Consider the following 22,433-nt stretch of genomic DNA (forward strand, 5'->3'; position numbering starts at 1 on the left):
GAATTGCTTCTAAACTATTGTGTACGTTTTTACGACCGACAATTCATCACTCGCGACGCTATACATAAGGGGATCCTGGAAAGGTTTGAGGATCTGTTAAACAACTATTTTAAAACCGGCAAAGCTCATACGATTGGGTTGCCTTCTGTATCTTATTGTGCAAGTGAACTGAACCTATCCGCCAGCTATTTTGGCGACCTGGTGAAAAAGGAAACTGGAAAAACAGCGCAGGAGTACATACAAATGAAGGTGATAGATGTGGCAAAAGAGAGAATATTTGACCAGAGCAAATCAGTAAGTGAGATAGCATATGAACTAGGCTTTAAGTATCCACAGCACTTCGCTCGTCTTTTTAAACAACGAGTGGGGAAGTCGCCAAATGAATATCGGAGCTCATTGAACTGATTGTATTGCAGAAATACAGTGCATGGAATGAAAAATAGTAAAGATGATTTTTGAAGAGCTGCTATTATTCTTGTCACAAACCCATTCTTGTCACCAGTGCATTGAAACCCTCTTCGTTCCTCAAGGGGATCAAACAATTTTGTTCACTTTTATACTTATCAGATTATAATCGTACAGCCGGTGCGCCAACTGTAAATACTCCGCGCCTTTTTGCTTTTGACCCAACCACCCATCAATGATACCGATGGCAAAAGCATGTGCATGGCGGACTTTAGCCTCAGTGAATTAATTAATTTTCGTGCTTGTGCCGCGTTACCGGTACGGGTAAGCGCTATTTCTTCTAAGGCAGGTCTGTAAATTGTCCCTTTGAATAGATCGATTTTTCTGTTAGTGCTTTGTAGCAGGGCCGCTGTGTTTTCTTTATCTAAAGAATACATCTGCTCAAACTTTGGATCCTTTTTAAGGTTCTCATTTTTCACCAGGCAACATTCGCGATTCCCTCTTCTTATAATTGGGCGGCGTATTGGTGGTAGAAGCCAATGCTAAAATTGAATTTGTGGTTAGTCTTTCTTCAATAGAAACTTCTTTAAGGTAGTTGTGGTTTGATAAAAACTTTGTCGCAAGTCCAACCTTTGCCGGGAAGAAGATTTAATACGAAAATTAATAAAAAGCTTTTCTTACCAAACCGTGAATCGAAATATGTGTGCAAACAAAAAAAGCAGCTAAGTTTTATCTTAACTGCTTGATTGTGAAGTGGGAGCACACGGGTTCGAACCGCGGACCCTCTGCTTGTAAGGCAGATGCTCTAAACCAACTGAGCTATGCTCCCTTTCTTTTTCCCTTATGATTAAGCGAACTCTTTTCGTTTGGGAGTGCAAATATAGGAGTGCTTTTTATTTCAACAAAAAAATCTTCTCTTTTTCCGAAAAAGGCAACATGAATTTTATTAAAAGTGTGTCGAAATCTCTTTATTACACAGTTCAACTGACAAAAAAAGTTGATTCGAGTGGTTATAAAGTACAAGTGTGCGACGCAACAAAAGCCGAAACCGGATAAATAGCTGATCAAAAAAAGAACTCCGGGAATATTGTAAGAAAAGGGAAGTTTGTATTACTGCCTCTTTTTTATAACATGATCCTGCTATTTATACTGGCTTCTTCGAATTCTTGATTGATCAACCCGGGAAATATGGTAAAGTATAAGAGTTAAACTGTACCGATCAATGACTTCCGCTAACCTTTACATCATAATCGATCCCCTGACTCTTAAGAATTGCCTTGGCCCGAATTGCATAAAAGGCGAGGTATGCAAAACACGCAACACCTACAAAGTATGAAAATTGAATTCCTAAAAGGTTGTCATCGGCTAAATAACCTTGTAGCAAGCTAATTACGCCGCCGCCCATGATCATCATGATTAAGTAGTTAGAACCTTCGCCGGTATGTTTTCCAAGGCCAGCAATGGCAAGTGTATAAATACAAGGCCACAATGTAGAGCAGAAAAGACCGACGCTTGTAAAGGCATATACACTTGTAAGCCCGGTTGAGAAAATGCCGGTAAGTAATGCAATAATTGCAAAGGCGGAGAAAATGAAGAGTTGGGTTGCAGGGTTGCCCTTGCTTAAAAAATCGCCAATTATTAAAGCAATAATAATTACACTATAAATGTAGAATGGAGTGATATCGTGATTAGCCAATTTATTAATAAGAAGAAAAACCCCAAATGCGAGGTAAGGCATCAAAACGCGTAATATAGATTTTAAGCTGTTACTAATGTTGAAGGCTCCAACTGAAGAAGTCCATCTTCCCATCATTAAGCTTGCCCAGTATAAGGAGATGAAAGGAGCCATACTTTCGGTTGGAAACGGCAAGCCGTCGGCTGTTTTTACGTGCTGTTTCATAAATTCCGGCAAATTGCTTGCGGTGGATACTTCTACGCCTACGTAAATAAATATAGCTACCATTCCCAGCGCTAACTGTCCATAGTTTAAAGAACTCTTTCTGACTTTTGAAACTAAAGGATCAGCGACATCGGTGGGAGTCGAGACAATTTTCGTATCATCTTCAGAAACGATTTTGTTTGGAATAGAAGAAAACTTAAAAATTAAAGCAACTACTAGAAAGAGGCCTCCTAAAATTAGGTAAGGAGTTTTGACGGCACCAATGTCTGCAATTTTTGCAGTGTCGCTGGTAACCGAACCGAAGATGGCAATGCTTACCAAAACAGGACCTATTGTTGTTCCGAAATTATTTACGCCCCCTGCCAAACTTAACCTTTGGGATCCGGTGCGTGAATCGCCCATAATAACAGCCAATGGGTTTGCCGCAGTTTGTTGTAGAGAATAGCCCAGACCAATAATAAACAAACCGGCGATCAACAAAGTAAAAGATGCCGTTTCCGCTGCGGGGTAAAAAAGCAAAGCGCCGATTGTAGAAATAATCAATCCAAGGGCTATTCCGTTTTTGTATCCAATCTTGTTTAAGATATCGCCGCCGATAGTTTTGCTAATGATTAAGTAAAGAATAGCTCCGATGGTATAGGCAAAGTAAAAAGCAAATGATATCATTTGTGACTGCCATTGCTCAAGTTGTAATTTTTCTTTGAAAACCGGGATAAGAATATCGTTACTGGCAGCAACAAACCCCCAAAAAAAGAAAACAGAAATCAAAGTACCAAACTGAGACCATTTCGTTTGTTGGTGCATAACAATCAATGTGTAAGGTTAGTAAATAGGGATCAAAATAAAGACAAATTATTTACTGGGAACATTTATTTTAGTGCAATTATTAGTGGCTTTTTTTTAAATATTTATTTATATGTTTACTAAAAGAAGGTTACTGTCTTATAAAATTCCTTTACCAATCTTTAAAAACTGTGAATGGACATTCTACACATTAGTGCCGAGTGTTACCCAATAGCGAAAGCAGGCGGCTTGGGTGATGTTGTTGGTGCATTGCCGAAATATCAAAACGGGCTGGGACATGTAGCAAAGGTTGTTATGCCCATGTACCGCACAAAATTCTTGCATAACAATGAGTGGGATGTTGAATTTAAAGGCAACACAAATCTCGGTTCACGGAATTTTGATTATACAATCATCAGGGAAAGAACAAACAAACTTGGATACGAACTTTTCTTAGTAGACATTTATGGACTACTTGACAGAGAGAAAATCTATGGTTATGATGACGACATTGAACGTTTTGCAGCTTTTCAAATTGCAGTTGTTCACTGGCTGACTTATTCGCCGGCTAAAAAACCTGACGTCGTTCATTGCCACGATCACCAGGCTGGTCTTATCCCATTTATGATGCGGTACTGTTATGACTTCAATTGGGCCCTAGGTAATTTGAAAACAGTAATCACTATTCACAACGCTCAATACCAGGGATGGATAGGTTGGGACAGAAGCTATTATATTCCTTCTTATGACCGATGGAAGCACGGAATGCTTGAGTGGCAGAACAATATTAATTCTTTGGCAAGCGGAATAAAGTGTGCAGATAAGGTAACAACGGTAAGCCCAAGTTACCTTGAAGAATTACGATATGCCGCAAATGGGTTAGAAAATCTTTTTGAATATGAAAGGGGAAAATGCGTTGGTATTTTAAACGGAATAGACACAGATGTATGGGACCCTGCAACTGATACTTATATTGACAACCCATTTTCTCTTGAAGATGTAGCACATGGTAAATTGTTGAATAAGCAAGTTTTGTGTGAACAGTTTGGTTTTAATATCGACAATCCTTTAATCGTTTTTATTGGCAGGCTGGTAGGCGAGAAAGCAGCAGACATTTTACCTGATAGCATTCTTGCATCTATTTACAGTTTACAACATAATGTCTCCTTTTTAATACTTGGAAGCGGCGAGCCCGATGTGGAATGGAGATTAAATAATCTTACTTCTCAGTTTGCAGGAAGTTACAATGCTGTTATTGGGTACAATGAGAAGTTAAGTCACCAAATGTATGCTGGCGCAGATTTTTTGTTAATGCCAAGCAGGGTAGAGCCTTGCGGCTTGAACCAAATGTATGCAATGCGTTATGGAACCGTTCCAATGGTAAGAAGTACCGGCGGTTTACGTGATACAGTGATAGATATGGGAGATGAGGGTGGTTACGGCATACGGTTTATTCATGCGTCAGTCGGTGATGTCATTCATTCCATTCATCGTGCCGCTGCTGTTTATAAAGACACTGGTACACTTAACAACATGCGAACGCGAATGATGCAGGTAGATAACAGTTGGGATAACAGTGCGCAACATTACATTGATGTTTACCGAAATCTATAAAACCATTTTAAAAACTAACGATAAATAATATGGATAGTCAATCAAAATCAGTGGTGGCGGTAATACTCGGCGGAGGTGCCGGTACAAGATTACATCCTCTAACTGCAAGTCGTAGCAAACCTGCTGTACCTATTGCCGGTAAATACCGGTTGGTTGATATACCAATCAGTAACTGTATCAACAGCGGTATTAGTAGGATGTTTGTGTTAACGCAATATAACTCGGCCTCTTTAAACAGGCATATAAAGAACACTTATCATTTTAGTGCTTTTAGCAGCGGCTTTGTTGATATACTTGCTGCCGAACAAACTCCCGATAACCCAAGCTGGTTCCAGGGAACGGCCGATGCGGTGCGCCAGTCACTTCGTCACTTGCAGACTTTTGATTTTGAATATGTGCTTATCCTAAGCGGTGACCAGTTATACCAGATGGATTTCTGCGAAATGATTGAGCAGCATAAAAAAACAGGAGCGGATATAACCATTGCAACCCAGCCTGTCCATGGACGCGAAGCAAGCGAATTTGGTATTTTGAAGTCTGATGATCAGCACATGATCACCTCTTTTATCGAAAAGCCAAAGCAGGATCTTTTGCCAGACTGGATCAGCGATACAGGTGAGGATATGAAGGCCGTCGGAAGACTTTACCTCGCTTCGATGGGTATCTATGTATTTAGCCGCAAGTTACTTTTTGAGTTGCTTGAAGACAAAATGAAAGATGCAACCGATTTCGGTAAACAAATACTTCCTGAGTCTATTGGTGTGTACAAAGTAGCGAGCTACCAGTATGAAGGTTACTGGACAGACATAGGAAATATTTATTCTTTTTACGAGGCTAACCTGGCGTTAACTGATGCACTTCCTCCTTTCAATTTATTTGATAATACAAATACAGTTTTTACCCGTGCACGCATGCTTCCCCCGGCTAAGTTTACAGGAAGTACTTTGGAGAAATCAATTGTTGCAGAAGGTTCCATTATTCATGCAAGCAGAATTAGAGGAAGCGTAGTAGGCATCAGGTCAAGAATTGGCGAGGAAACCGAAATTATTGATAGCTACCTGATGGGTAACGATTATTATGAAACCTTCAACCAGATATTAGCTAACGAAGAAAAGGGAGTGCCTACTGTTGGTATTGGAAAAAGATGCCGTATTGAACATGCTATTATAGATAAGAATTGCCGTATCGGAAACGATGTAACAATTATTGGTGGAAATAAACTGGCTAACACAGAGCATGAACTGTACACGGTTAAAGACGAAATCGTAGTAGTTAAAAAGAATGCAGTGTTACCCGATGGATTTAAAATAGGAGCAGAATAAATGTTTGCCGCGCGGCCGGTGAAAAAGTGCTGGGGATGTGTGATACCAGCATTCGTTTTTCATAGCTTCATCGTTGCGTCGCAATCCTTTCATCAGCCCCTCTTTAATCAACTATAGCTTCTATTCGAGACTATTTTAACTGTACAGACTGTTTAATACCGCACTTCTAAATCTTTCGAAACAGAAATTTTAAAACATCCTGAAAAGGATGTTTTTTTGCTACTTTTAGTAATTATGTAATTGTTACACATTATAACAACCCACCGACTGCTATGGCCCTTGTAACTACTGAAACAGTTGCCTCCCCAAAGAGAAGGCAGAAGCTGAGCCTTTTCGAGATCTTCAATATGAGTTTTGGATTTCTCGGTATCCAGTTTGGTTTCGCTTTACAAAATGCTAACGTTAGCAGAATCTTTCAAACGCTTGGTGCAAAAGTTGACGATATTCCTATTTTGTGGATTGCTGCTCCAATAACAGGTTTGCTTGTTCAGCCTGTTGTAGGCTACATCAGCGATCGAACCTGGCATCCATACTGGGGAAGACGCAGGCCATTCTTCTTCATCGGTTCCATACTAGCCTCAATAGCTTTATTTCTGATGCCGAATGCAACTGTGCTGTGGATGGCTGCAATATTACTTTGGGCGTTAGATGCTTCCATCAATATTTCTATGGAGCCCTTCAGGGCTTATGTTGGCGACAAGCTTGGCAGCAACCAAAGAACAACCGGTTTTGCTATGCAAACGTTCTTTATAGGTGTAGGTGCTGTTGTTGCTTCTTTGCTTCCGTATTTTTTTACCAACGTTTTGCACATCAGCAATACTGCACCCGAAGGTGTTATTCCCGACTCCGTTAAATACTCGTTTTATATAGGAGGCATTGTTTTCTTCGCGGCGGTAGCATGGACTGTTTTCTCAACTAAAGAACTACCTCCCGACAACATAGAAGAATGGAAAAAAGAGATGCGGGAAAGTAATGGACTTTTTAAAGGATTTACTGAAATTTTAAAAGGGTTTACAACAATGCCGCCAACAATGCTTCAGCTAGCTATTGTTCAATTCTTTACCTGGCTTGCCTTGTTTTCAATGTGGATCTATACTACTTCGGCTGTAGCTCAAAATGCCTTCAATTCTACTGATACTACTTCAAAAGCTTACCAGGACGCTGCCGACTGGGTTGGGGTAATGTTTATGGTGTATAACGGAGTTTCAGCCATTACTGCTTTTCTGCTTCCAATAATTGCCGAAAAGACAGGAAGAAAGTATACGCACATGATTTGCCTTATCATTGGTGGAATTGGTCTTGTTTCGATGCTTTACATTAAAGACAAAAATTTATTATTGCTTCCAATGGTGGGCATCGGTCTTGCCTGGTCGTCTACTCTAACCATGCCTTATGCAATTCTTGCAGGTGCGCTACCTGCAACGAAAATGGGCTTCTATATGGGAGTTTTCAATTTTTTTATAGTAATTCCTCAGATTTTAGCAGCCGCTATTCTTGGCTTTTTTGTAAGAATACTTTTTAATAATGAAAGTATTTACGCTCTTGTTGTAGGTGGGGTAGCAATGATTATTGCAGGTTTACTTAACGTGTTGGTTAAAGACAAAGACGAATAAAAAGTTTATGAAAACAGCTGTTCCGATATTGATTTGCATTCGGCATTAACCCCACTGGTAGTTGGCCAGCAGCCGGACGTGTCGGCAGACAGTATGGCGGGTGCTTGAACGAACAGAATAGCTTGTTTTGCTGCTATGAAAAACTACCGGTGAAACGAGCGTGGCAACGATGTTTAATGGTAGTGTAAATGCCTGTTACAAAAAAGTTCCTAAATAAAAAATCCAGCTATTTAAGTTGTCGCTTGCAGGTGAGGTGTATTATTAGCAGTATTCACTTGTTTTTGTAAAAAATCATTCATTGTTTCGAACGAGCCTTCTTTCCCAAGGTCAATTATAAGTCTGTGTAATCTTTCCACCAGTTCATTGCCGGAATGTCTTTTAACATAATTGGGTAGATTATAACTACTGATATCGGTAAACTCCCACGGATGGAAGTAGAGATTTAAGTAACCGTACTTTTTAAGGGCATTTAAAGCAAGCCTTCTATAAAGAAAATAAGGGAAGTTTTTAAAAGTAAGCCAAAACAGAGGGATCCTTAAAGCCGGTGAAACAGAACATGGCAAACGATATACCTGCTGCTGTTTGTACAACGTTTTGGGTAGGTGTAAATTGTTATATTTTCGGGGAATGAAGGTTGGGTTAATGGAAGAGTCGTAAATATATCCAGCCTCGTTAACCAGCGCCATATCTATTGGTTTCATTCGTGGCATTCGCAGCCCATACACTTGCTTCCCGGTAATTTCTTCTAAAGTAGATTTCGATTGTAGCAGATCTTGGTTTTCGAAATGGGAGTGGTAGTAAGTGTGAGAAGCGATTTCGTGTTTAAGAGCTAAAGCCCGTACTTGTTCGCTGTTTTCAGTGGCGTAAGCAGCGGTGGTAAAAATGGTGACGGGAATTTTATGAGTATCGAGTACTTCAGTTACGGCATCCATGCCTTTCCTTCCAATCATCAACTGTTCTTCCCATGGCAGGTTTGAACCATACTCATTCGGTACATCAAACTCCTCCAGATCAAACGTTAATAAGACCTTTCCGCTGTGCATATTTTTTTACTTTAGCAGGAAAGTAGCTGCTTTTGTTCATTTTAACGATGCGAAAAAAATTCTGGCCTTCGGCAAGCAAAACTTTCCATCCCATGCTAGAAAACTTAATGCCACTTTTAAGATTTAGTTCTATAATGGCTATATCTAATTTTTGCCTGTTAGCAAGCACTAAAAATTCTGTATCCACCAAAAAACGATTGATGGTGGTTTGAAGGAACAGGTTTTTTCCTGTTTTGTTAAATCCTTTTAACCCCGACTGCGCATCTGCTATTGAAAGTTTGAGCAAATGTTTGTTCATTGCGATACAAGCTTTCGAGATTATTTTTCTTTTAAGGGGGGTAGCAACATAGTATTCTGCTTTTCTTTTACCCGTTACAATCTCATTGCCCGAGCGAAGTAATGCATACACGTTTCTAAGGTCTTTTGACTCGTATGGGAAATCAAGGTCGGTAGTAATGACAACAGGAGCTGAAGCGGCGGCTACACCAGTTCTGAGGGCGAAACCTTTGCCCATATTTTCAGGATAAGAGATAAACTTGACGTTGCTTTCGGATTCTTGTATTACATCAAAGAGGCTTAGGAGATGTTCATTTTCGCCTCCGTCGTTTACTACTATGTATTGAATAGAGATTGAATAATTGAACTCGATGTCAATTAATTGAATGTTCTCTTTTAAACTTTTCTCCCAGCCCAACCTGGGCTTGAACATAGGCAGCACTATTGTTAAATCATACTGGTCACTCATGCAAGGTGTTTTACAGTTGGAAAAAGCCGAAACCTGTTTTAATCTGGATTGATTGGTTGTTGTTAATAATTCTTAAATCTATTTTTCTCGGCAAAACACTAATAATAATCGGCAAAGTATTTACTAAATATAGACATTGGAATTAAATAGACAATAAAAACCTTAAATAATTATAAAGTAGAATTATAAATACCAGGGGTAAATGCTGCAGGGAGTAACGTTGGTCATAATGTTCAAATCATTAAACCCTCTCTTGAGAATCTCTTTTATTATTACCTTCAACAATTAGTTGTGCCCTTGTAATACAAGTGCTCTTGAATGAATAAGAAGCGTTTATATCAAATACTAGCATTTTGCTGTGCCTTGTTATGGGTACAACCCATACACGGCCAGGATATTAAAAAAACTTCGCAGAAGAAAAGCGGGTTCTTTAGCAGAATATTTAATCGCGTAAAAAGTTCTGTTACAGTAGCGCCTCCTGATAGCACTAAGGCACTAGTTGCAACCAATGGTAAAAGTGTGGTGCCGTTTATAGAACATCAGGGGAAAGTCATACGGTTGGTAACAACGCAGGAGCTGGGTTTTGAAAAATCGTTTTCTGATACAACCAGTTTCATAAACCATTATGGTTCGCGCATTCTAAATGCTTTGCATACCAACACTTACGATTGGGTAATCAGGCATAACCTGTTTATTAAAAAAGGAAGCCATCTTAATCCCTATTTGCTTTCGGATAATGAACGCTATTTACGGTCTTTGGAGTTTATACAGGATGCAAGGGTTGTAGTTAAACCGGTTGAGGGTACACAAGACTCTGTTGATATTGTTGTAATAACCAAAGACTTGTTTAGTATAACGGGTTCGCTTGACTTTAGCGGTGTAGATAGACAAAGAATAACTGCCGGGGAAAGTAATTTGGCTGGTGCAGGTCAAAAAGTACAAATTACTGCTTTGCACGATGTAAACAGAACACCCAGGTTTGGATACGATTTTATGTATTCGAAAAATAGCATTCTGCATAGTTTCATTACGGCCACAATGGGCTATAGCCGTATCAATAATGATCGGACCGGAATGGATAATGTATCATCTTTCTATTTGCAATTAAGTCGTCCGCTTGTATCCCCTTATTCTCATTTTGCAGGAGGACTGGATCTTCGGTTTAACCAGTCTTATAACTTATACATGAAACCTGATAGTCTTTTTTACGACTATAAAAACGCTTCCATCGACGTGTGGACAGGGTACAGCGTAGGACTAAAGAGCCTCCTTAAAAATAATAACAGTCGTAACCGAACTTTTCTTGCTGCCCGGTATATTAAAAATAGGTTTGTTCAGAAGCCGTTTCAAGTCGGGGAAAGCTTTAATAACCTTTTCAACAATACGAACGCTTTTCTCGGCGAGGTCACTTTTTTTAAACAGGAGTTTTATAAGACAAATTACATCTACGGCTTTGGTACTACAGAGGATGTTCCGTACGGTTATAATGTGGCCTTAACGGCGGGATGGTACAAACAATTGGACCTTGCAAGACCTTATTTTGGTGTAAACGCCAACCGTTATATCGCCACGGAAAAAGGAAAATTTGTGCAGATTTTTATACGATCGGGGGCGTTTTTAAATAAGGGCATATTTCAGGATGCAAGTATACTAGCTGGCGGAAGCTTGTACAGTCGCCTGTATATCTTTAAGAACTTTAAAATGCGTCAATACCTCAAGTACAGTTATACCCGGCTTTACAACAGGGTTATTTATGACCCGCTTAGAATTGACAATGCGTTAGGCCTGAAATATTTTAATGCCGATTCGCTACGAGGTTCGCAAAGAATGAGTATGTATGCAGAAACGTTTTTCTTTGCTAAATACAAATTCCTGGGGTTTCAGCTTGCCCCTTTCGTGTTTGCTGATGCATCTTTACTAACCGGTCACGCGGACCACTTTTCAAAGTCAGATATTTATACAGGCATAGGTGCGGGAATAAGAGCAAGAAACGTAAACCTTATATTTTCTACTGCAGAACTCCGCCTGATGTATTTTCCCAGGAAGGCGCAGGATATGCAGGCGTTTCAAATTTCTTTCCATGGCGACATCCGTTTCAGGTACAACACAAATTATATAAGACCTCCTGATATTATACAGTTAAACAACGAAGATGCAAATAGCTTTTATTAAAGCAGCTTGCATTAGCAATTGTTTTTGCAAGCAGGCATAGGTTCTTCACTCGCCATTAATTGTGATTTTTATTTAAATTTCTCGCTGAAGAAGTGAGAATAGGAGCATTACCTCGTTTCGCCACCTTCAGCTACACCGTGGTTAAGGTTGCTGAATAAAGTTATACAAGTACCAGTGTGTGACACAACCGGTGCTACATAGCAGCACAAAAGCTAAGTGCCACCAAAGAAAAATGCTTCTTACTGCCTTAACTCTAATCTTATTGTTAAATCACTTTTCATTAAAACTTCCCTGTCGTTTCTTAAAGTAATATGCTGCATAATTTACTTTATGCTGCATAATTCCGAATGTAAAAACATAATAATAGCGGCCCTGCTTGCTACAGGTGTAGGTATTCTTTCATCGTGTCAGAAGAATATTGTCGATCAGCCTGTTGCTGCGCCAACCCCGGTTACAAATAATGGTCCTTCTGCCGAGTATAAATTGAAGGACTCCGTGGTGCAGTTAACCCGCGATATTTATTTATGGTACAACCAGATTCCTTCCACTTTCGATCCGCATTCGTTGGCCACTCCGGTTGAGGCGATGACGGCAATAAGAGCGTATAGTATTGAATCACCTTTCACTACCCCGGTTGACAAGTGGAGCTTTGCTATGAAGAAAACAGAATGGGATAATTCGAGTTCGGGCCATGTGCAGCAGACGGCAGAAGGTAGCGCCGACCTGGGGCTGACTGTTTTCTTTCGTACAGAAGGCGACCTTCGGGTAGCAAACGTAGAACCCGAGTCCGCAGCAGGCAAAGCCGCCGTCCATCGCGGCTGGAGGATCACAAAGCTTAACGGCAGCACCAACATAACTACAGGGAATGCCACTCAAATTATAAGCGGTGTGTACGAAAGTGCCAGCAGCACTTTTACTTTTCAAAAGCCTGATGGCACAACTGTAAATGTTACACTAAATGCCAATGCTTATAACGAGCACCCCATAGTGGTTGACTCTGTTTATGCTGCCGGCAGCAAAAAAGTGGGCTACCTTGTTTTTAACTCTTTCCTCGGCGACACTACCCAAATCTACAACGACTTCAGCCGCGTCTTCAGTCGCTTTAGTCGCGAAGGGGTGAACGAGGTAATCATTGATCTTCGATATAACGGAGGCGGCTATGTAACAGTACAGGAAAGGCTTGCCAATTACCTTGTTAACGCCGCTTACAACGGGCAGGTGATGATGACTGAAAAATTCAACGATAAGAACTCGGGATATAATAGTACGACCAGGTTTAAAAAACTGGGATCTTTAAATCTCAACCGCATATTTTTTATTGCCAGTAGCAGTACAGCTTCGGCAAGCGAGCTTCTTATTAATAACCTAAAAGCATATATGGATGTAAGGCTTGTGGGTCCGTCAAATACAACCGGTAAGCCCGTTGGGTTCTTTCCTATCCCCGTTGGCGAGTGGTATATATTCCCTGTCTCTTTCCGTACTGTAAATAAAAACGGTGAAGGCAGTTATTTTAACGGACTTGCTCCAACCAATCGAGCCTCTGACGGAGTAGATAAAGACTGGGGCGATAGAAGCGAGGCGGCTCTATCTTCTATTTTAAATGGCTTCTCTTCGGGTGCATTTCGCACTATCGACAGCGAGCATGTGGGTGCAGATCCGGCTATTCAGGCCGTTAACAATACCCTGTCCCAGAGAGAATTTAAAGGAACAATCGACACTAGGGGTCTTCATTAATTATAAGGAGTTTTATAAAAACGAAAGAGGTTGTCGCCGCACAGCCTCTTTTGTTTAATAGTATTTTTTATGTAACGCGCTCCGGATTTTCATAGCATCATCGTTGCCACGCTCGGTTCTCATGCAGTTTTTCATAGCAGCATAGGCAGTGGGTCCGGTTCTTAGCTAAGGATCAATAATTTTGTTCGGTGTAATAAAACTCATCAAACAGCCGCGGAGCGAGCTTTAAAACATATTTAGGGAACAATAGTCAAAACGCTGGAATGGCTTGCCACTTAAAACAGTTTAAGCACTTTTTCTTGACGCACCTGATTTACTACTTTGTTTTGTTTTATTACCGCAATACTTCTTTCTAATACTTGCTTTTGCCGTTTTATTATTGCTGGCTTCAGTAGTATTGTTATTAAATGTAGTACTGTCAAAGATGTTTTTCTTCTTTGAAATAATTGCATCAGCCTTACCTGCATTTGCTCTGCGCTGCGGATCCTGGATCTGCTTTTCTACATATTTTGGTATAGTTTGGCTATATCCTGACAGGCCTATAATTACTCCTGTTATTAGCGTACAAATCTTCTTCATAAACTCTGGTCTTATTGATATCCAAATTAAGTAAAGTAGCGTTTAGAGGATGTTAAGAATGGGTATTAGACGAGCAAAAGGCAAATATCGGGTGCAGGTCCTACACTTTGGCTACATTAAAAGGGTATTTGTTTAGTGTAACTTAGAAACGGCGCCGCGGCCGCAACTATGTATTTCGGCTATGCCTTTAATAGTCCCGTAGGGAACGAGATGTTGGTATAAAATAAATCAGACCTCACGATCCCTTTCCGGCAGAGACGAAATAGATATAGTGCCTGCCAGCCATCTTAGGTTGGCGATTTTTCTCTGCAAACAGGTTGGTCAACAGCCCGTCTTCGTCTCGAAATAACTTATGGGTTTATCCCAAAAGCCGCAGCCTGCGACAGTGGTAGTTGATTTTAAGCCGGGAAGGCTTCCATTTGAATAGGAAATTAAATTTTACAGTTTCGTGGTAATTTAAACGTTAACTAAACGACGTTGAGCCAGGGATATTCAGTTCCATAGTTATTACCTTCACACCTAACCCCCTACGATGTTTGAGCTGCTTCACAAAAAAATTAGTGCCGTAACTTCTGTCAACGAAGAAGATTTTGACTATTTCAAAACCTTATTCGTTCAAAAGAAATTACGGAAGCGGCAATATTTTTTGCAAGAGGGTGACATTTGCAAATACCAGGCTTTCGTTGAGCAAGGACTCCTTCGTTCTTATACCGTTGACGAAAAAGGCAGCGAACATATTCTACAATTTGCTTCAGAAGGCTGGTGGATGGCCGACCTGTCAAGCTACCTTACTAATGAACCATCATTCTTAAATGTTGATGCACTGGAAGAAGTGGAACTTTTGCTTATAACTAAACCTTTGTGGGAACACGCTATGCAAAAAATACCTGCATTAGAACACTACTTCAGAATTATAATACAAAATCACCTTGTTGCCACGCAAAAAAGATTGTTACAATCTTTAGCCGAAACAGCAGAAGAAAAGTATAACAGGTTTCTCGCTACTTACCCTGAATGCGTACAACGCGTATCGCAACATATGGTGGCTTCTTACCTTGGCGTTACCCGCGAAACACTTAGCAGGGTACGCAGACAATTGGCTGACCGTAAATAATGTGATGTATGTCACGCATATTTAATGCGCTAACTCAATGGTAGCACCCCCTTTGCTATAGTAGCTTTGCGTTATTAAATAAATATTATGGAAAACAGGATACTAGGTCTTCACCATATTACCGCAATAGCCGACAATGCACAGCGTAATTATAATTTCTACACTAAAGTATTAGGGCTAAGGCTGGTAAAAAAGACGGTAAACTTTGACGACCCCGGCACATACCATTTTTACTACGGCGATGAAACAGGCGCTGCCGGAACGATTCTGACTTTTTTTCCCTGGGAAGGGATAGGGCAGGGCAAGATAGGTAGTGGCATGGCGACGAACATAGGTTATTCAGTACCTGAAGGCAGTCTGGATTTTTGGGCTGACCGCTTTACACAGTTTAACGTAAAACACGAAAACGTAGACCAAAGATTTAGCGAACAGTATCTTTCTTTTCAAGACCCTGACGGTTTAAAATTTGACCTTATTGTTTCACCAACTGCTGACAACAGGAAAGGCTGGGAGACGAAAGAGGTGACCGCTGAGGTAGCAACCAGGGGTTTTCACAGCATTACCTTAACGGTAAGAAACGTTGCCCCAACTGCTAAAATTCTTACAGACTTACTTGGTTACAAATTGCTACAGCAGGAAGGAAACCGGTACAGGTTTATTACCGATGCAATTGACAATGCCGCTGTTGTCGACATTATAGAAACGTCAAATCTAGCTCCCGGCAAAGGTGCTGCAGGTACCAATCATCATGTGGCTTTTCGTGTAAAAGACGACAATATCTTAATGGAATTCAGGGAGAAGATAGCAAGTAAAGGTTTAAGCATTACTCCCAAAATCGACAGAGATTATTTTTTCTCATTGTACTTCAGAGAACCAGGTGGTGTGTTATTTGAATTGGCTACCGATAATCCTGGCTTTACAAGAGATGAGCCGTTGGCTGAACTGGGCACATCTTTGAAACTGCCGAAACAATATGAAGAAAGCCGAAAGGAGATAGAACAGGCATTACCCTTACTGCAATAGCAATTACAAGTAAATTTTTGTTAGTTTAATTAATAACAGTTATGCATAAAAAAAACATAGTCACAGAAGGAAAGGAATTAAGTGCAACAAGTAAAGTCTTAATCATGTTACATGGCAGGGGCGGAACGGCTCAGGATATTTTAGATTTCTCCACTCACTTACATGTTAAAGATTTTTCACTGATTGCTTTACAGGCAACTAATAATACATGGTATCCTTATTCCTTTCTTGCACCTCCTTCGCAAAATGAACCCTGGCTCTCCTCGGCGCTGCAGTTGCTGAAGGACTTGGTAGAGGATTTATATAGTAAGGGCATCCCTTCCGAAAATATTTACTTCACTGGTTTTTCCCAGGGCGCGTGTTTAACATTAGAGTTTGTAACAAGGAATGCCAATAAATATGGCGGAGTAGCAGCATTTACCGGTGGATTAATTGGAGATAAGATATACAACGAGCGCTATGCAGGTGATTTTCAAAACACGCCTGTTTTTATTGGCTCAAGTAATCCTGATCCGCATATTCCGGTTGAAAGAGTTTATGACACAACGAAGTTTTTGAAGGGTATGAATGCTTCCGTTACCGAAAAAGTTTACGACAACATGGGCCATACTATTAACGAGGACGAAATTGAAAACGCAAATAAGCTTGTTTTCAAGGCTTAATCGTTAACTCATAACTATATTCCTAATGCCATTAACTAAAGCTGGAATTTAATTAACAAAAGTCGCGTCATTGCGAGGATGAACGACGAAGCAATCTGCTCGATACCAATAAAAGGCCCTTAAATTCGGAAAGCAGATCCCTTTGTTTTTCGCAACGACTGGGGCGGGTTACAACGAACATCAAAGCTGCCCACTTTGGCTAACGTTGGTGACACTGACCATTTCCATTTTTATCATTTTGCATGAATAACAAGGGCAGTAAAATTAAAACAAATGAAATCACAGGTATTTAGAAAAGAAGAAAGAGGTATTAAAAACATTGGTTGGTTAAAGAGTAATTTTTATTTCAGCTTCAGTGACTATTATCATCCATTAAAAAGTGCGTTTGGAACCCTCTTAGCTTTTAATGACGATTTTGTTGAAGCCGGTAAAGGTTTCGGTATTCACCCTCATACCAATATGGAAATTGTTTCTATACTTCTAAATGGAAAGATGAACCACATAGACTCCATAGGATATAGTACAACAATTGAAGAAGGCGGTGTACAAATTATGAGTGCCGGAAGCGGATTAAGGCACGAAGAGTATAACATAGGCGACGATGAAGTAAACTTCCTGCAGATATGGATTCAACCGAAACTTCAAAACATAACTCCCCGATACCAACAAAGAAGCTTTCCATTAGAAAAAAGAAAAAATAAGCTCCAGACAATCATATCAAATGAAGAAGGATTAGAACACTGCTGGATTAATCAGAATGCAAAGCTTTCCCTTGGGCAGTTTGATACTGCACAAGAAGTAACGTATCAGCTTAACCCCAGCAATAAATGCCTGTTCATCTTTACCATCGAAGGAAAAATAAACGTAGATGGAACCGATATAAACGAACGGGACGCGATGGGTGTTTGGGAAGCCAATACTGTGCCTATTCATTGTGATGCAGGTGCTCAATTCCTTGTTATTGAAACACCTATCAATCAAAAATAAATTTGCACAAGTGCAATTGAGAAACGCCATGAATAACATTAAAATTATCACCTCCACTACAAGAGAGGGAAGAAAGGGTATCGCTGTTGCAAATTGGATTACGGAACTTGTTAAGCAGGGCAATAAGTATAATGTGGAGCTTTTGGACCTGGCGGTAATAAATTTACCCTTTATGGATGAGCCAAGCCATCCTCGTCTTAAACAGTATCAACACGAGCATACAAAAAAGTGGAGTGCAACAATAAATGAAGCAGATGCTTTTATTATAGTATTAGCAGAATATAACTTTGGTTTTCCGGCTCCGATAAAAAACGCTATCGATTATTTGTATGCCGAATGGATGCACAAACCGATAGCTTTTGTAAGTTATGGCGGTGTGTCGGGAGGTTTGCGATCAACACAAATGCTAAAACAAGTTGTTACAGCAATTCACATGATGCCGGTAGTAGACCAGGTTAACATACCTTTTTTTGGAAAGTATATTAATGGTGAAGGAATATTTACAGCTGATGAGGTTATAGTCAAGTCAGCAGAAGTTATGCTTAAAGAGTTGGAAAAATGGACAGAAGCTTTAAAAGCTTTGAGGCAATAATAACGAATTTGACGATTTAGTACCGGTTATAAGAAAAGCAGTTAGGAGTTTGCGGGGGCGCTTTTCTTTTATTTAGCAGCTGTATTTTCTGTCATTGACTCACGGCTAAAGGGTCTTACGATAATTCGCGTTGGTCCGTTATAAGAAAAGTATCGTCCTGACCAGCGGATGAAGACAGTGATCTTATTTTGATTGCCCACTAAGGAAAACACATGCACGAAACACCATAACAACCACGCGAAAAAGCCGGAGAACTTAAACTTGCCTAAGTCTGCAACTGCTTTATTTCTGCCTATAGTTGCCATAGAGCCCATGTCTTTATACTTAAATGGGCTTGTTTCTTTACCCTCAATTATTGCCATTAAGTTTTTTGAAAGATGTTTGCCTTGTTGCAGGGCAACCTGCGCTACTCCGGGATAACCATTGGGAGTATCAGTTGAAGTAACTGCAGCTACATCCCCTATTGCAAAAATGTTGGAGTATCCCTTAACCTTGTTTATTTCATTGGTTTGTATGCGTCGCCCCTTTACGATATTTTCCGCGCTTATCCCTTCGGGAAACTGACCCACAACCCCTGCTGCCCACAATACATTTCTTGTCCGCAACGTCCTTCCATCGTCTATAGTGAGCAACTCACCATCAAAGCTTTTTACATGCACGTCATTGTAAATCACGACACCCATATCCTGCAAATACTTTTGCGCCTTAGATGAAGCTTCTTCCGACATAACGCCTAACACTTGCGGCTTGCCTTCAACAACAAAAACCCTCATGTCACAGTCATCAAGCTTTGGGTAATCTTTCTCTAGTATATGACTTCTAAATTCTGCCAAAGCACCTGCAAGTTCTACCCCTGTCGGACCTCCGCCTACGATAACAAACGTCATCAATTCTTCTTTTTCTACGGGATCTTTTTCACTTAACGCTGCCTCAAAGCTTTGCAAAATCATGCTTCTAATATTCAGGGCTTCCGGCACCGATTTCATCCCCATAGCAAAGTGTTCCAGCTGCTTGTTTCCAAAAAAGTTTGTGTCAGCCCCGGTAGCAAGCACGAGGTAGTCGTAACTAATTTCACCAATGGCTGTTTCAATACTATTCTTCTCAGGATTTATTTTAGAGACTTCAGCAAGTGAAAAAGAGAAGTTCTTTTGATTTTGAAAAATTCTTCTGAGAGGGAATGTAATTGTTTCGGCATCGAGCGCACCTGTTGCCACCTGGTAAAGGAGTGGTTGAAAAGTATGGTAGTTGTGCCTATCGAGCATTAAAACTTCAACAGGTTGGTTTTTTAGACTCTTTGCTAATTCTAAGCCTCCAAATCCTCCGCCTACAATTACGATCCGTGGTCTTACCGTGTTTGTTGTCATTAATGGTATGATAATAAAAGACTTACTAAAAAAACTGAACCAGAGTGAAATAGAAATCAAACGGCTGACTTTTCTAACAATTCGAGTAGCGGCTTTAGTTTTCTTATTTCCTTTCTGTGCATTTCAAAAATCAGCCATCCGGCGTCGTTTAGTTCAATTGCATTATTGTCCAAATTCCATTTGCCGTATTGATGACTGGTATTCAAATCCTCGTTTCGGCTAAACCGAAGGCTTACCGGATTACCGTCTTCAGCTATAAAAATGATTGTTACCATTACCGTGTTTTATCCGAAAACCATTTGGTTCTGCTGGCGCAAAAGTTGCAAATGTAGTTTCAAAAAAACATTATGCAATTGCAAAACAATAGCAACCCTCCTAAATACAGCCAGGAAGAAGAAACAAATTCGCCCGACGTAATTGAAAAAAATGAAAAGGCCCAGGCTGAAATTGAAGACACAGATCCGCCCCTGGATGAAGAAGACCTTGCAGAAACCGGGCTGAGCGTAGAAGAGGCTGATCAAATAGTTTGGGATCCACCTAAAACAGGTTCTTCAGGATCAGAAGAAAAGGATATTACGGATTAAAAAGAAAGAGCGCTAATGTTTAGGTTAGTGCTGGTTTAATATGTGTTAGCCAGTTTTTAAAGACGGGAGCCGCATAACCCGAGATTAAGCTGGGACGAATAAAACACAGAAAAAAGCCGCAGGTACTTAAACTTTTGAATGGAGCGTCGCAAGCAAAGGCGAATAGCGATTTAATGTGCGCTATCCCTAATCCATAACACCGCATCGGCCAGCACTGATCCTTCTCTGCCTTTATTTGTAATTTTCACATAAGCATTCTTATCCTTTTCAATTTCAAAAGTACCCAAGGGAATCCATTGGCCAGAAGTTTGGCCTGTTATAGCAACGGAAGCATTTGCAACCTTAATCTCATTCAGTTTTTGTCCGTCGTAAACCTGGTAGCTTGTTTCCGCAGCAGTTTTATCGGACTTGGAGTAATAAGTATACACCGTATATTTTCCGCTTTTAGAAATAGCAGGTATAAATTGTACAAAACCCGAGGCGGTATCTGAAGCGTTGGCTGCAAGTCTCGAAGGCCCGTAGCTGCCCGATTTTTCCTTTTTCCAATTGCCATTAATAATTATCCTGCTATCATCATTATCAACTAATAACTCCGGCCCGTTACCATCAAGCAAAGGATTTTGTTTAAGCAACTGCTGCACCTTTTTCACATCAACTTCCTGTACCGGCTTTTTTGTATCTATAGCAAGTGCGGCGGCTACTGCAGAAGACTGACCCAGTGCCATAAACACCGGCTCCATTCTGATGGAACCGTAGGCAATATGCGTAGCCGATAAGCAAACGGGAACCAACAAATTTTTGCACTCTTCCGCTTTGGGGATTAGTGAACGATAGGCAATAGGGTAGGGTCCAAACCCGCCCACCTGCACATCGCCTTCATTTTTAACCATGCCATTTACTACAATCCGCTGGCAATTGTGAGAGTCCATGGTATAAGCTGCCATACCAATTCCATCAGGTACAACTTCTTCGCCCTGGCAATTGTGCTGCGTCATAACATAGGCTCCAATCATTCGCCTTGCTTCACGAACGTACATTTGTGGCGTCCAGTGATTGTTGTCGGTATATTCATCTTTTGGATAACCCCATTGCAACATTTCGTTTCGCAGGTGTGCAGGCACCCGATCATCGTGGCCTAAAAAGTATAGAAGCTCTTTTATATAATCTTCGTTTTCTTGTGAAATTTTTTTCCTTGTATCATAATCACCGTCAGGATATTTATAGTTTACGCCAATCATGTCAGTCGAAAATGGTCCGTTATTATTGATGTCGGTTTTTCCATTTGGCATGTGATCAATCTTTAACACGCGGTCATTAAGATTTACCGGTTTCTTTTTTGCCAGGTATCTTAACAGTAATTCAAATTTTGAAGGATCATAATTAGCGGGTTTGGTAATCGGTATCATATTTTCCTTTTTGCTGGTAAGGCAAATCCTGAAATTATAGGTCTGTACCTTTTTATCACCCGTACCTATTGGTGCTAACGTGTCAGCACTAATACCCCACAACAGACCACTTGCAGGATCACCCGGTATTTTATAAGGATCAACGCCATCAGGAAACTGGTGGGTCTCTCTCATTTGTACACCATTATAGGTCTCTTTATAAAGCGAATTGTCTTCTCTGCCTACAGCATATTTAACGCCTGCCCTTACCATTAGGTCACCCTCGTAGGAGCAATCAATAAACATTTTAGCGCTAATGGTTTTGTTAGTGGCGGATGAAGGCTGAGATGAATTCTCAACGATGATGGTCTGTATATATCCTTTGTCCTTTTTAGCTGATACAATACGATGATCGTACAGAACAGTTGTATTAGACCTCTTTATATAATCGAGCAAAATTGCTTCTGCAACATGGGGCTCGAAGATCCATTGCTCGAATTTTCCGTAATGCTTGCCAATCCTTCTGTAAAAATCAAGCGACAAACCTGAGATAGCGTATTTGTTACCTATATCAGTAAATCCTAGTCCACCTGTTGTTAATCCGCCTACATGTTTGCCAGGTTCAATCAGTAAGACTGTTTTGCCCATCATTTTGGCAGTATAAGCAGCTATGACACCAGCAGCAGTTCCGCCATATACACAGATGTCATAATTAGTTTTCTGGCTATTAGAATTAAGGGCGAAAAGCATGAAAACACAAAACAAGTATTTAAACATAGATGCAGTTTATCGTTATAACAGGGTATTGTAAT

At 40.4% G+C, this 22,433-nt stretch carries 19 protein-coding genes and 1 tRNA gene; 12 read left to right on the forward strand and 8 right to left on the reverse strand.

Annotation, left to right across the window (positions count from 1 at the left end):
* Positions 1-405: helix-turn-helix domain-containing protein (locus JWR87_RS19750; RefSeq protein WP_297823541.1), on the forward strand; the 405-nt coding region annotated here is incomplete at its 5' end.
* 754 nt (positions 406-1,159) lie between these two features.
* On the opposite strand, the gene JWR87_RS19755 is transcribed toward JWR87_RS19750, so the two are convergent.
* A tRNA-Val gene (locus JWR87_RS19755) sits at positions 1,160-1,234 on the reverse strand.
* A 390-nt stretch (positions 1,235-1,624) separates the two neighbouring features.
* Positions 1,625-3,109 carry an MFS transporter gene (locus tag JWR87_RS19760; protein WP_297823543.1) on the reverse strand — a complete coding sequence of 495 codons (1,485 nt, stop codon included), beginning with the start codon at positions 3,107-3,109 and terminating at the stop codon, positions 1,625-1,627.
* Positions 3,110-3,283: 174 nt separating this feature from the next.
* On the opposite strand from JWR87_RS19760, the gene JWR87_RS19765 reads away from it, so the two are divergent.
* From JWR87_RS19765 to JWR87_RS19775, 3 genes are all read left to right on the forward strand, one after another.
* Entirely contained in the window at positions 3,284-4,702 is a 1,419-nt protein-coding gene (locus JWR87_RS19765) for a glycogen synthase (RefSeq protein ID WP_297823545.1), read from the forward strand.
* Between the two features lie 29 nt (positions 4,703-4,731).
* Complete coding sequence (locus JWR87_RS19770) at positions 4,732-6,024, forward strand: glucose-1-phosphate adenylyltransferase (RefSeq protein ID WP_297823547.1); 1,293 nt, start codon at positions 4,732-4,734, stop codon at positions 6,022-6,024.
* Positions 6,025-6,296: 272 nt separating this feature from the next.
* The gene (locus JWR87_RS19775; RefSeq protein ID WP_297823549.1) at positions 6,297-7,637 is read left to right on the forward strand and encodes an MFS transporter; all 1,341 of its coding nucleotides are present in this window, start codon (positions 6,297-6,299) and stop codon (positions 7,635-7,637) included.
* A gap of 230 nt (positions 7,638-7,867) precedes the next feature.
* Here JWR87_RS19775 and JWR87_RS19780 read toward each other — a convergent pair whose 3' ends face one another.
* Both JWR87_RS19780 and JWR87_RS19785 read right to left on the reverse strand, forming a co-directional pair.
* Positions 7,868-8,680, reverse strand: coding sequence for a polysaccharide deacetylase family protein (locus JWR87_RS19780; protein WP_297823551.1), 813 nt, complete (start codon positions 8,678-8,680; stop codon positions 7,868-7,870).
* Positions 8,649-9,425: a glycosyltransferase family 2 protein gene (locus JWR87_RS19785; RefSeq protein ID WP_297823552.1), complete on the reverse strand. Its 777-nt coding sequence runs from the start codon at positions 9,423-9,425 to the stop codon at positions 8,649-8,651. Before JWR87_RS19785 ends, JWR87_RS19780 begins: the two co-directional genes overlap by 32 nt.
* A gap of 318 nt (positions 9,426-9,743) precedes the next feature.
* On the opposite strand from JWR87_RS19785, the gene JWR87_RS19790 reads away from it, so the two are divergent.
* Both JWR87_RS19790 and JWR87_RS19795 read left to right on the forward strand, forming a co-directional pair.
* A complete protein-coding gene (locus tag JWR87_RS19790) occupies positions 9,744-11,597 on the forward strand; it encodes a hypothetical protein (protein ID WP_297823554.1) in 1,854 nt (617 codons plus the stop codon).
* Positions 11,598-11,927: 330 nt separating this feature from the next.
* Positions 11,928-13,331, forward strand: a complete 1,404-nt coding sequence (locus tag JWR87_RS19795; RefSeq protein WP_297823557.1) for a S41 family peptidase — start codon at positions 11,928-11,930, stop codon at positions 13,329-13,331.
* A gap of 285 nt (positions 13,332-13,616) precedes the next feature.
* On the opposite strand, the gene JWR87_RS19800 is transcribed toward JWR87_RS19795, so the two are convergent.
* Positions 13,617-13,910: a hypothetical protein gene (locus JWR87_RS19800; protein ID WP_297823559.1), complete on the reverse strand. Its 294-nt coding sequence runs from the start codon at positions 13,908-13,910 to the stop codon at positions 13,617-13,619.
* A gap of 532 nt (positions 13,911-14,442) precedes the next feature.
* Between JWR87_RS19800 and JWR87_RS19805 the strand changes: the two genes are divergently transcribed.
* From JWR87_RS19805 to JWR87_RS19825, 5 genes are all read left to right on the forward strand, one after another.
* Positions 14,443-15,024 (forward strand): Crp/Fnr family transcriptional regulator, encoded by a 582-nt coding sequence (locus JWR87_RS19805; protein ID WP_297823561.1) that lies wholly within the window; start codon positions 14,443-14,445, stop codon positions 15,022-15,024.
* A gap of 87 nt (positions 15,025-15,111) precedes the next feature.
* Positions 15,112-16,047: a ring-cleaving dioxygenase gene (locus JWR87_RS19810; RefSeq protein WP_297823563.1), complete on the forward strand. Its 936-nt coding sequence runs from the start codon at positions 15,112-15,114 to the stop codon at positions 16,045-16,047.
* Between the two features lie 41 nt (positions 16,048-16,088).
* On the forward strand, positions 16,089-16,709 hold the full coding sequence (locus JWR87_RS19815; RefSeq protein WP_297823565.1) for a dienelactone hydrolase family protein: 621 nt from the start codon (positions 16,089-16,091) through the stop codon (positions 16,707-16,709).
* Positions 16,710-16,982: 273 nt separating this feature from the next.
* The gene (locus tag JWR87_RS19820) at positions 16,983-17,696 is read left to right on the forward strand and encodes a pirin family protein (protein ID WP_297823567.1); all 714 of its coding nucleotides are present in this window, start codon (positions 16,983-16,985) and stop codon (positions 17,694-17,696) included.
* A gap of 28 nt (positions 17,697-17,724) precedes the next feature.
* Positions 17,725-18,288, forward strand: a complete 564-nt coding sequence (locus JWR87_RS19825; RefSeq protein ID WP_297823569.1) for an NAD(P)H-dependent oxidoreductase — start codon at positions 17,725-17,727, stop codon at positions 18,286-18,288.
* A 68-nt stretch (positions 18,289-18,356) separates the two neighbouring features.
* On the opposite strand, the gene JWR87_RS19830 is transcribed toward JWR87_RS19825, so the two are convergent.
* Complete coding sequence (locus JWR87_RS19830; protein ID WP_297823570.1) at positions 18,357-19,652, reverse strand: NAD(P)/FAD-dependent oxidoreductase; 1,296 nt, start codon at positions 19,650-19,652, stop codon at positions 18,357-18,359.
* Positions 19,653-19,708: 56 nt separating this feature from the next.
* On the reverse strand, positions 19,709-19,927 hold the full coding sequence (locus JWR87_RS19835; protein ID WP_297823572.1) for a hypothetical protein: 219 nt from the start codon (positions 19,925-19,927) through the stop codon (positions 19,709-19,711).
* A 72-nt stretch (positions 19,928-19,999) separates the two neighbouring features.
* Here JWR87_RS19835 and JWR87_RS19840 point away from each other — a divergent pair, with 72 nt between their 5' ends.
* On the forward strand, positions 20,000-20,236 hold the full coding sequence (locus JWR87_RS19840) for a hypothetical protein (protein ID WP_297823574.1): 237 nt from the start codon (positions 20,000-20,002) through the stop codon (positions 20,234-20,236).
* Positions 20,237-20,406: 170 nt separating this feature from the next.
* Here JWR87_RS19840 and JWR87_RS19845 read toward each other — a convergent pair whose 3' ends face one another.
* Complete coding sequence (locus tag JWR87_RS19845; protein ID WP_297823576.1) at positions 20,407-22,398, reverse strand: FAD-dependent oxidoreductase; 1,992 nt, start codon at positions 22,396-22,398, stop codon at positions 20,407-20,409.
* Positions 22,399-22,433 lie beyond the last annotated feature (35 nt).

The organism is Segetibacter sp. (assembly GCF_025963695.1).
Classification (GTDB): Bacteria; Bacteroidota; Bacteroidia; order Chitinophagales; family Chitinophagaceae; genus Segetibacter.

What these genes read in the sequence shown, in the direction of transcription:
- JWR87_RS19785 (WP_297823552.1), bottom strand. Translation starts at nt 9,425, where the DNA reads ATGAGTGACCAGTATGATTTAACAATAGTGCTGCCTATGTTCAAGCCC.
- JWR87_RS19830 (WP_297823570.1), bottom strand. Translation starts at nt 19,652, where the DNA reads ATGACAACAAACACGGTAAGACCACGGATCGTAATTGTAGGCGGAGGA.
- JWR87_RS19810 (WP_297823563.1), top strand. Translation starts at nt 15,112, where the DNA reads ATGGAAAACAGGATACTAGGTCTTCACCATATTACCGCAATAGCCGAC.
- JWR87_RS19790 (WP_297823554.1), top strand. Translation starts at nt 9,744, where the DNA reads ATGAATAAGAAGCGTTTATATCAAATACTAGCATTTTGCTGTGCCTTG.
- JWR87_RS19840 (WP_297823574.1), top strand. Translation starts at nt 20,000, where the DNA reads ATGCAATTGCAAAACAATAGCAACCCTCCTAAATACAGCCAGGAAGAA.
- JWR87_RS19805 (WP_297823561.1), top strand. Translation starts at nt 14,443, where the DNA reads ATGTTTGAGCTGCTTCACAAAAAAATTAGTGCCGTAACTTCTGTCAAC.
- JWR87_RS19835 (WP_297823572.1), bottom strand. Translation starts at nt 19,927, where the DNA reads ATGGTAACAATCATTTTTATAGCTGAAGACGGTAATCCGGTAAGCCTT.
- JWR87_RS19815 (WP_297823565.1), top strand. Translation starts at nt 16,089, where the DNA reads ATGCATAAAAAAAACATAGTCACAGAAGGAAAGGAATTAAGTGCAACA.
- JWR87_RS19820 (WP_297823567.1), top strand. Translation starts at nt 16,983, where the DNA reads ATGAAATCACAGGTATTTAGAAAAGAAGAAAGAGGTATTAAAAACATT.
- JWR87_RS19780 (WP_297823551.1), bottom strand. Translation starts at nt 8,680, where the DNA reads ATGCACAGCGGAAAGGTCTTATTAACGTTTGATCTGGAGGAGTTTGAT.
- JWR87_RS19765 (WP_297823545.1), top strand. Translation starts at nt 3,284, where the DNA reads ATGGACATTCTACACATTAGTGCCGAGTGTTACCCAATAGCGAAAGCA.
- JWR87_RS19825 (WP_297823569.1), top strand. Translation starts at nt 17,725, where the DNA reads ATGAATAACATTAAAATTATCACCTCCACTACAAGAGAGGGAAGAAAG.
- JWR87_RS19795 (WP_297823557.1), top strand. Translation starts at nt 11,928, where the DNA reads ATGCTGCATAATTCCGAATGTAAAAACATAATAATAGCGGCCCTGCTT.
- JWR87_RS19845 (WP_297823576.1), bottom strand. Translation starts at nt 22,398, where the DNA reads ATGTTTAAATACTTGTTTTGTGTTTTCATGCTTTTCGCCCTTAATTCT.
- JWR87_RS19760 (WP_297823543.1), bottom strand. Translation starts at nt 3,109, where the DNA reads ATGCACCAACAAACGAAATGGTCTCAGTTTGGTACTTTGATTTCTGTT.
- JWR87_RS19770 (WP_297823547.1), top strand. Translation starts at nt 4,732, where the DNA reads ATGGATAGTCAATCAAAATCAGTGGTGGCGGTAATACTCGGCGGAGGT.
- JWR87_RS19800 (WP_297823559.1), bottom strand. Translation starts at nt 13,910, where the DNA reads ATGAAGAAGATTTGTACGCTAATAACAGGAGTAATTATAGGCCTGTCA.
- JWR87_RS19775 (WP_297823549.1), top strand. Translation starts at nt 6,297, where the DNA reads ATGGCCCTTGTAACTACTGAAACAGTTGCCTCCCCAAAGAGAAGGCAG.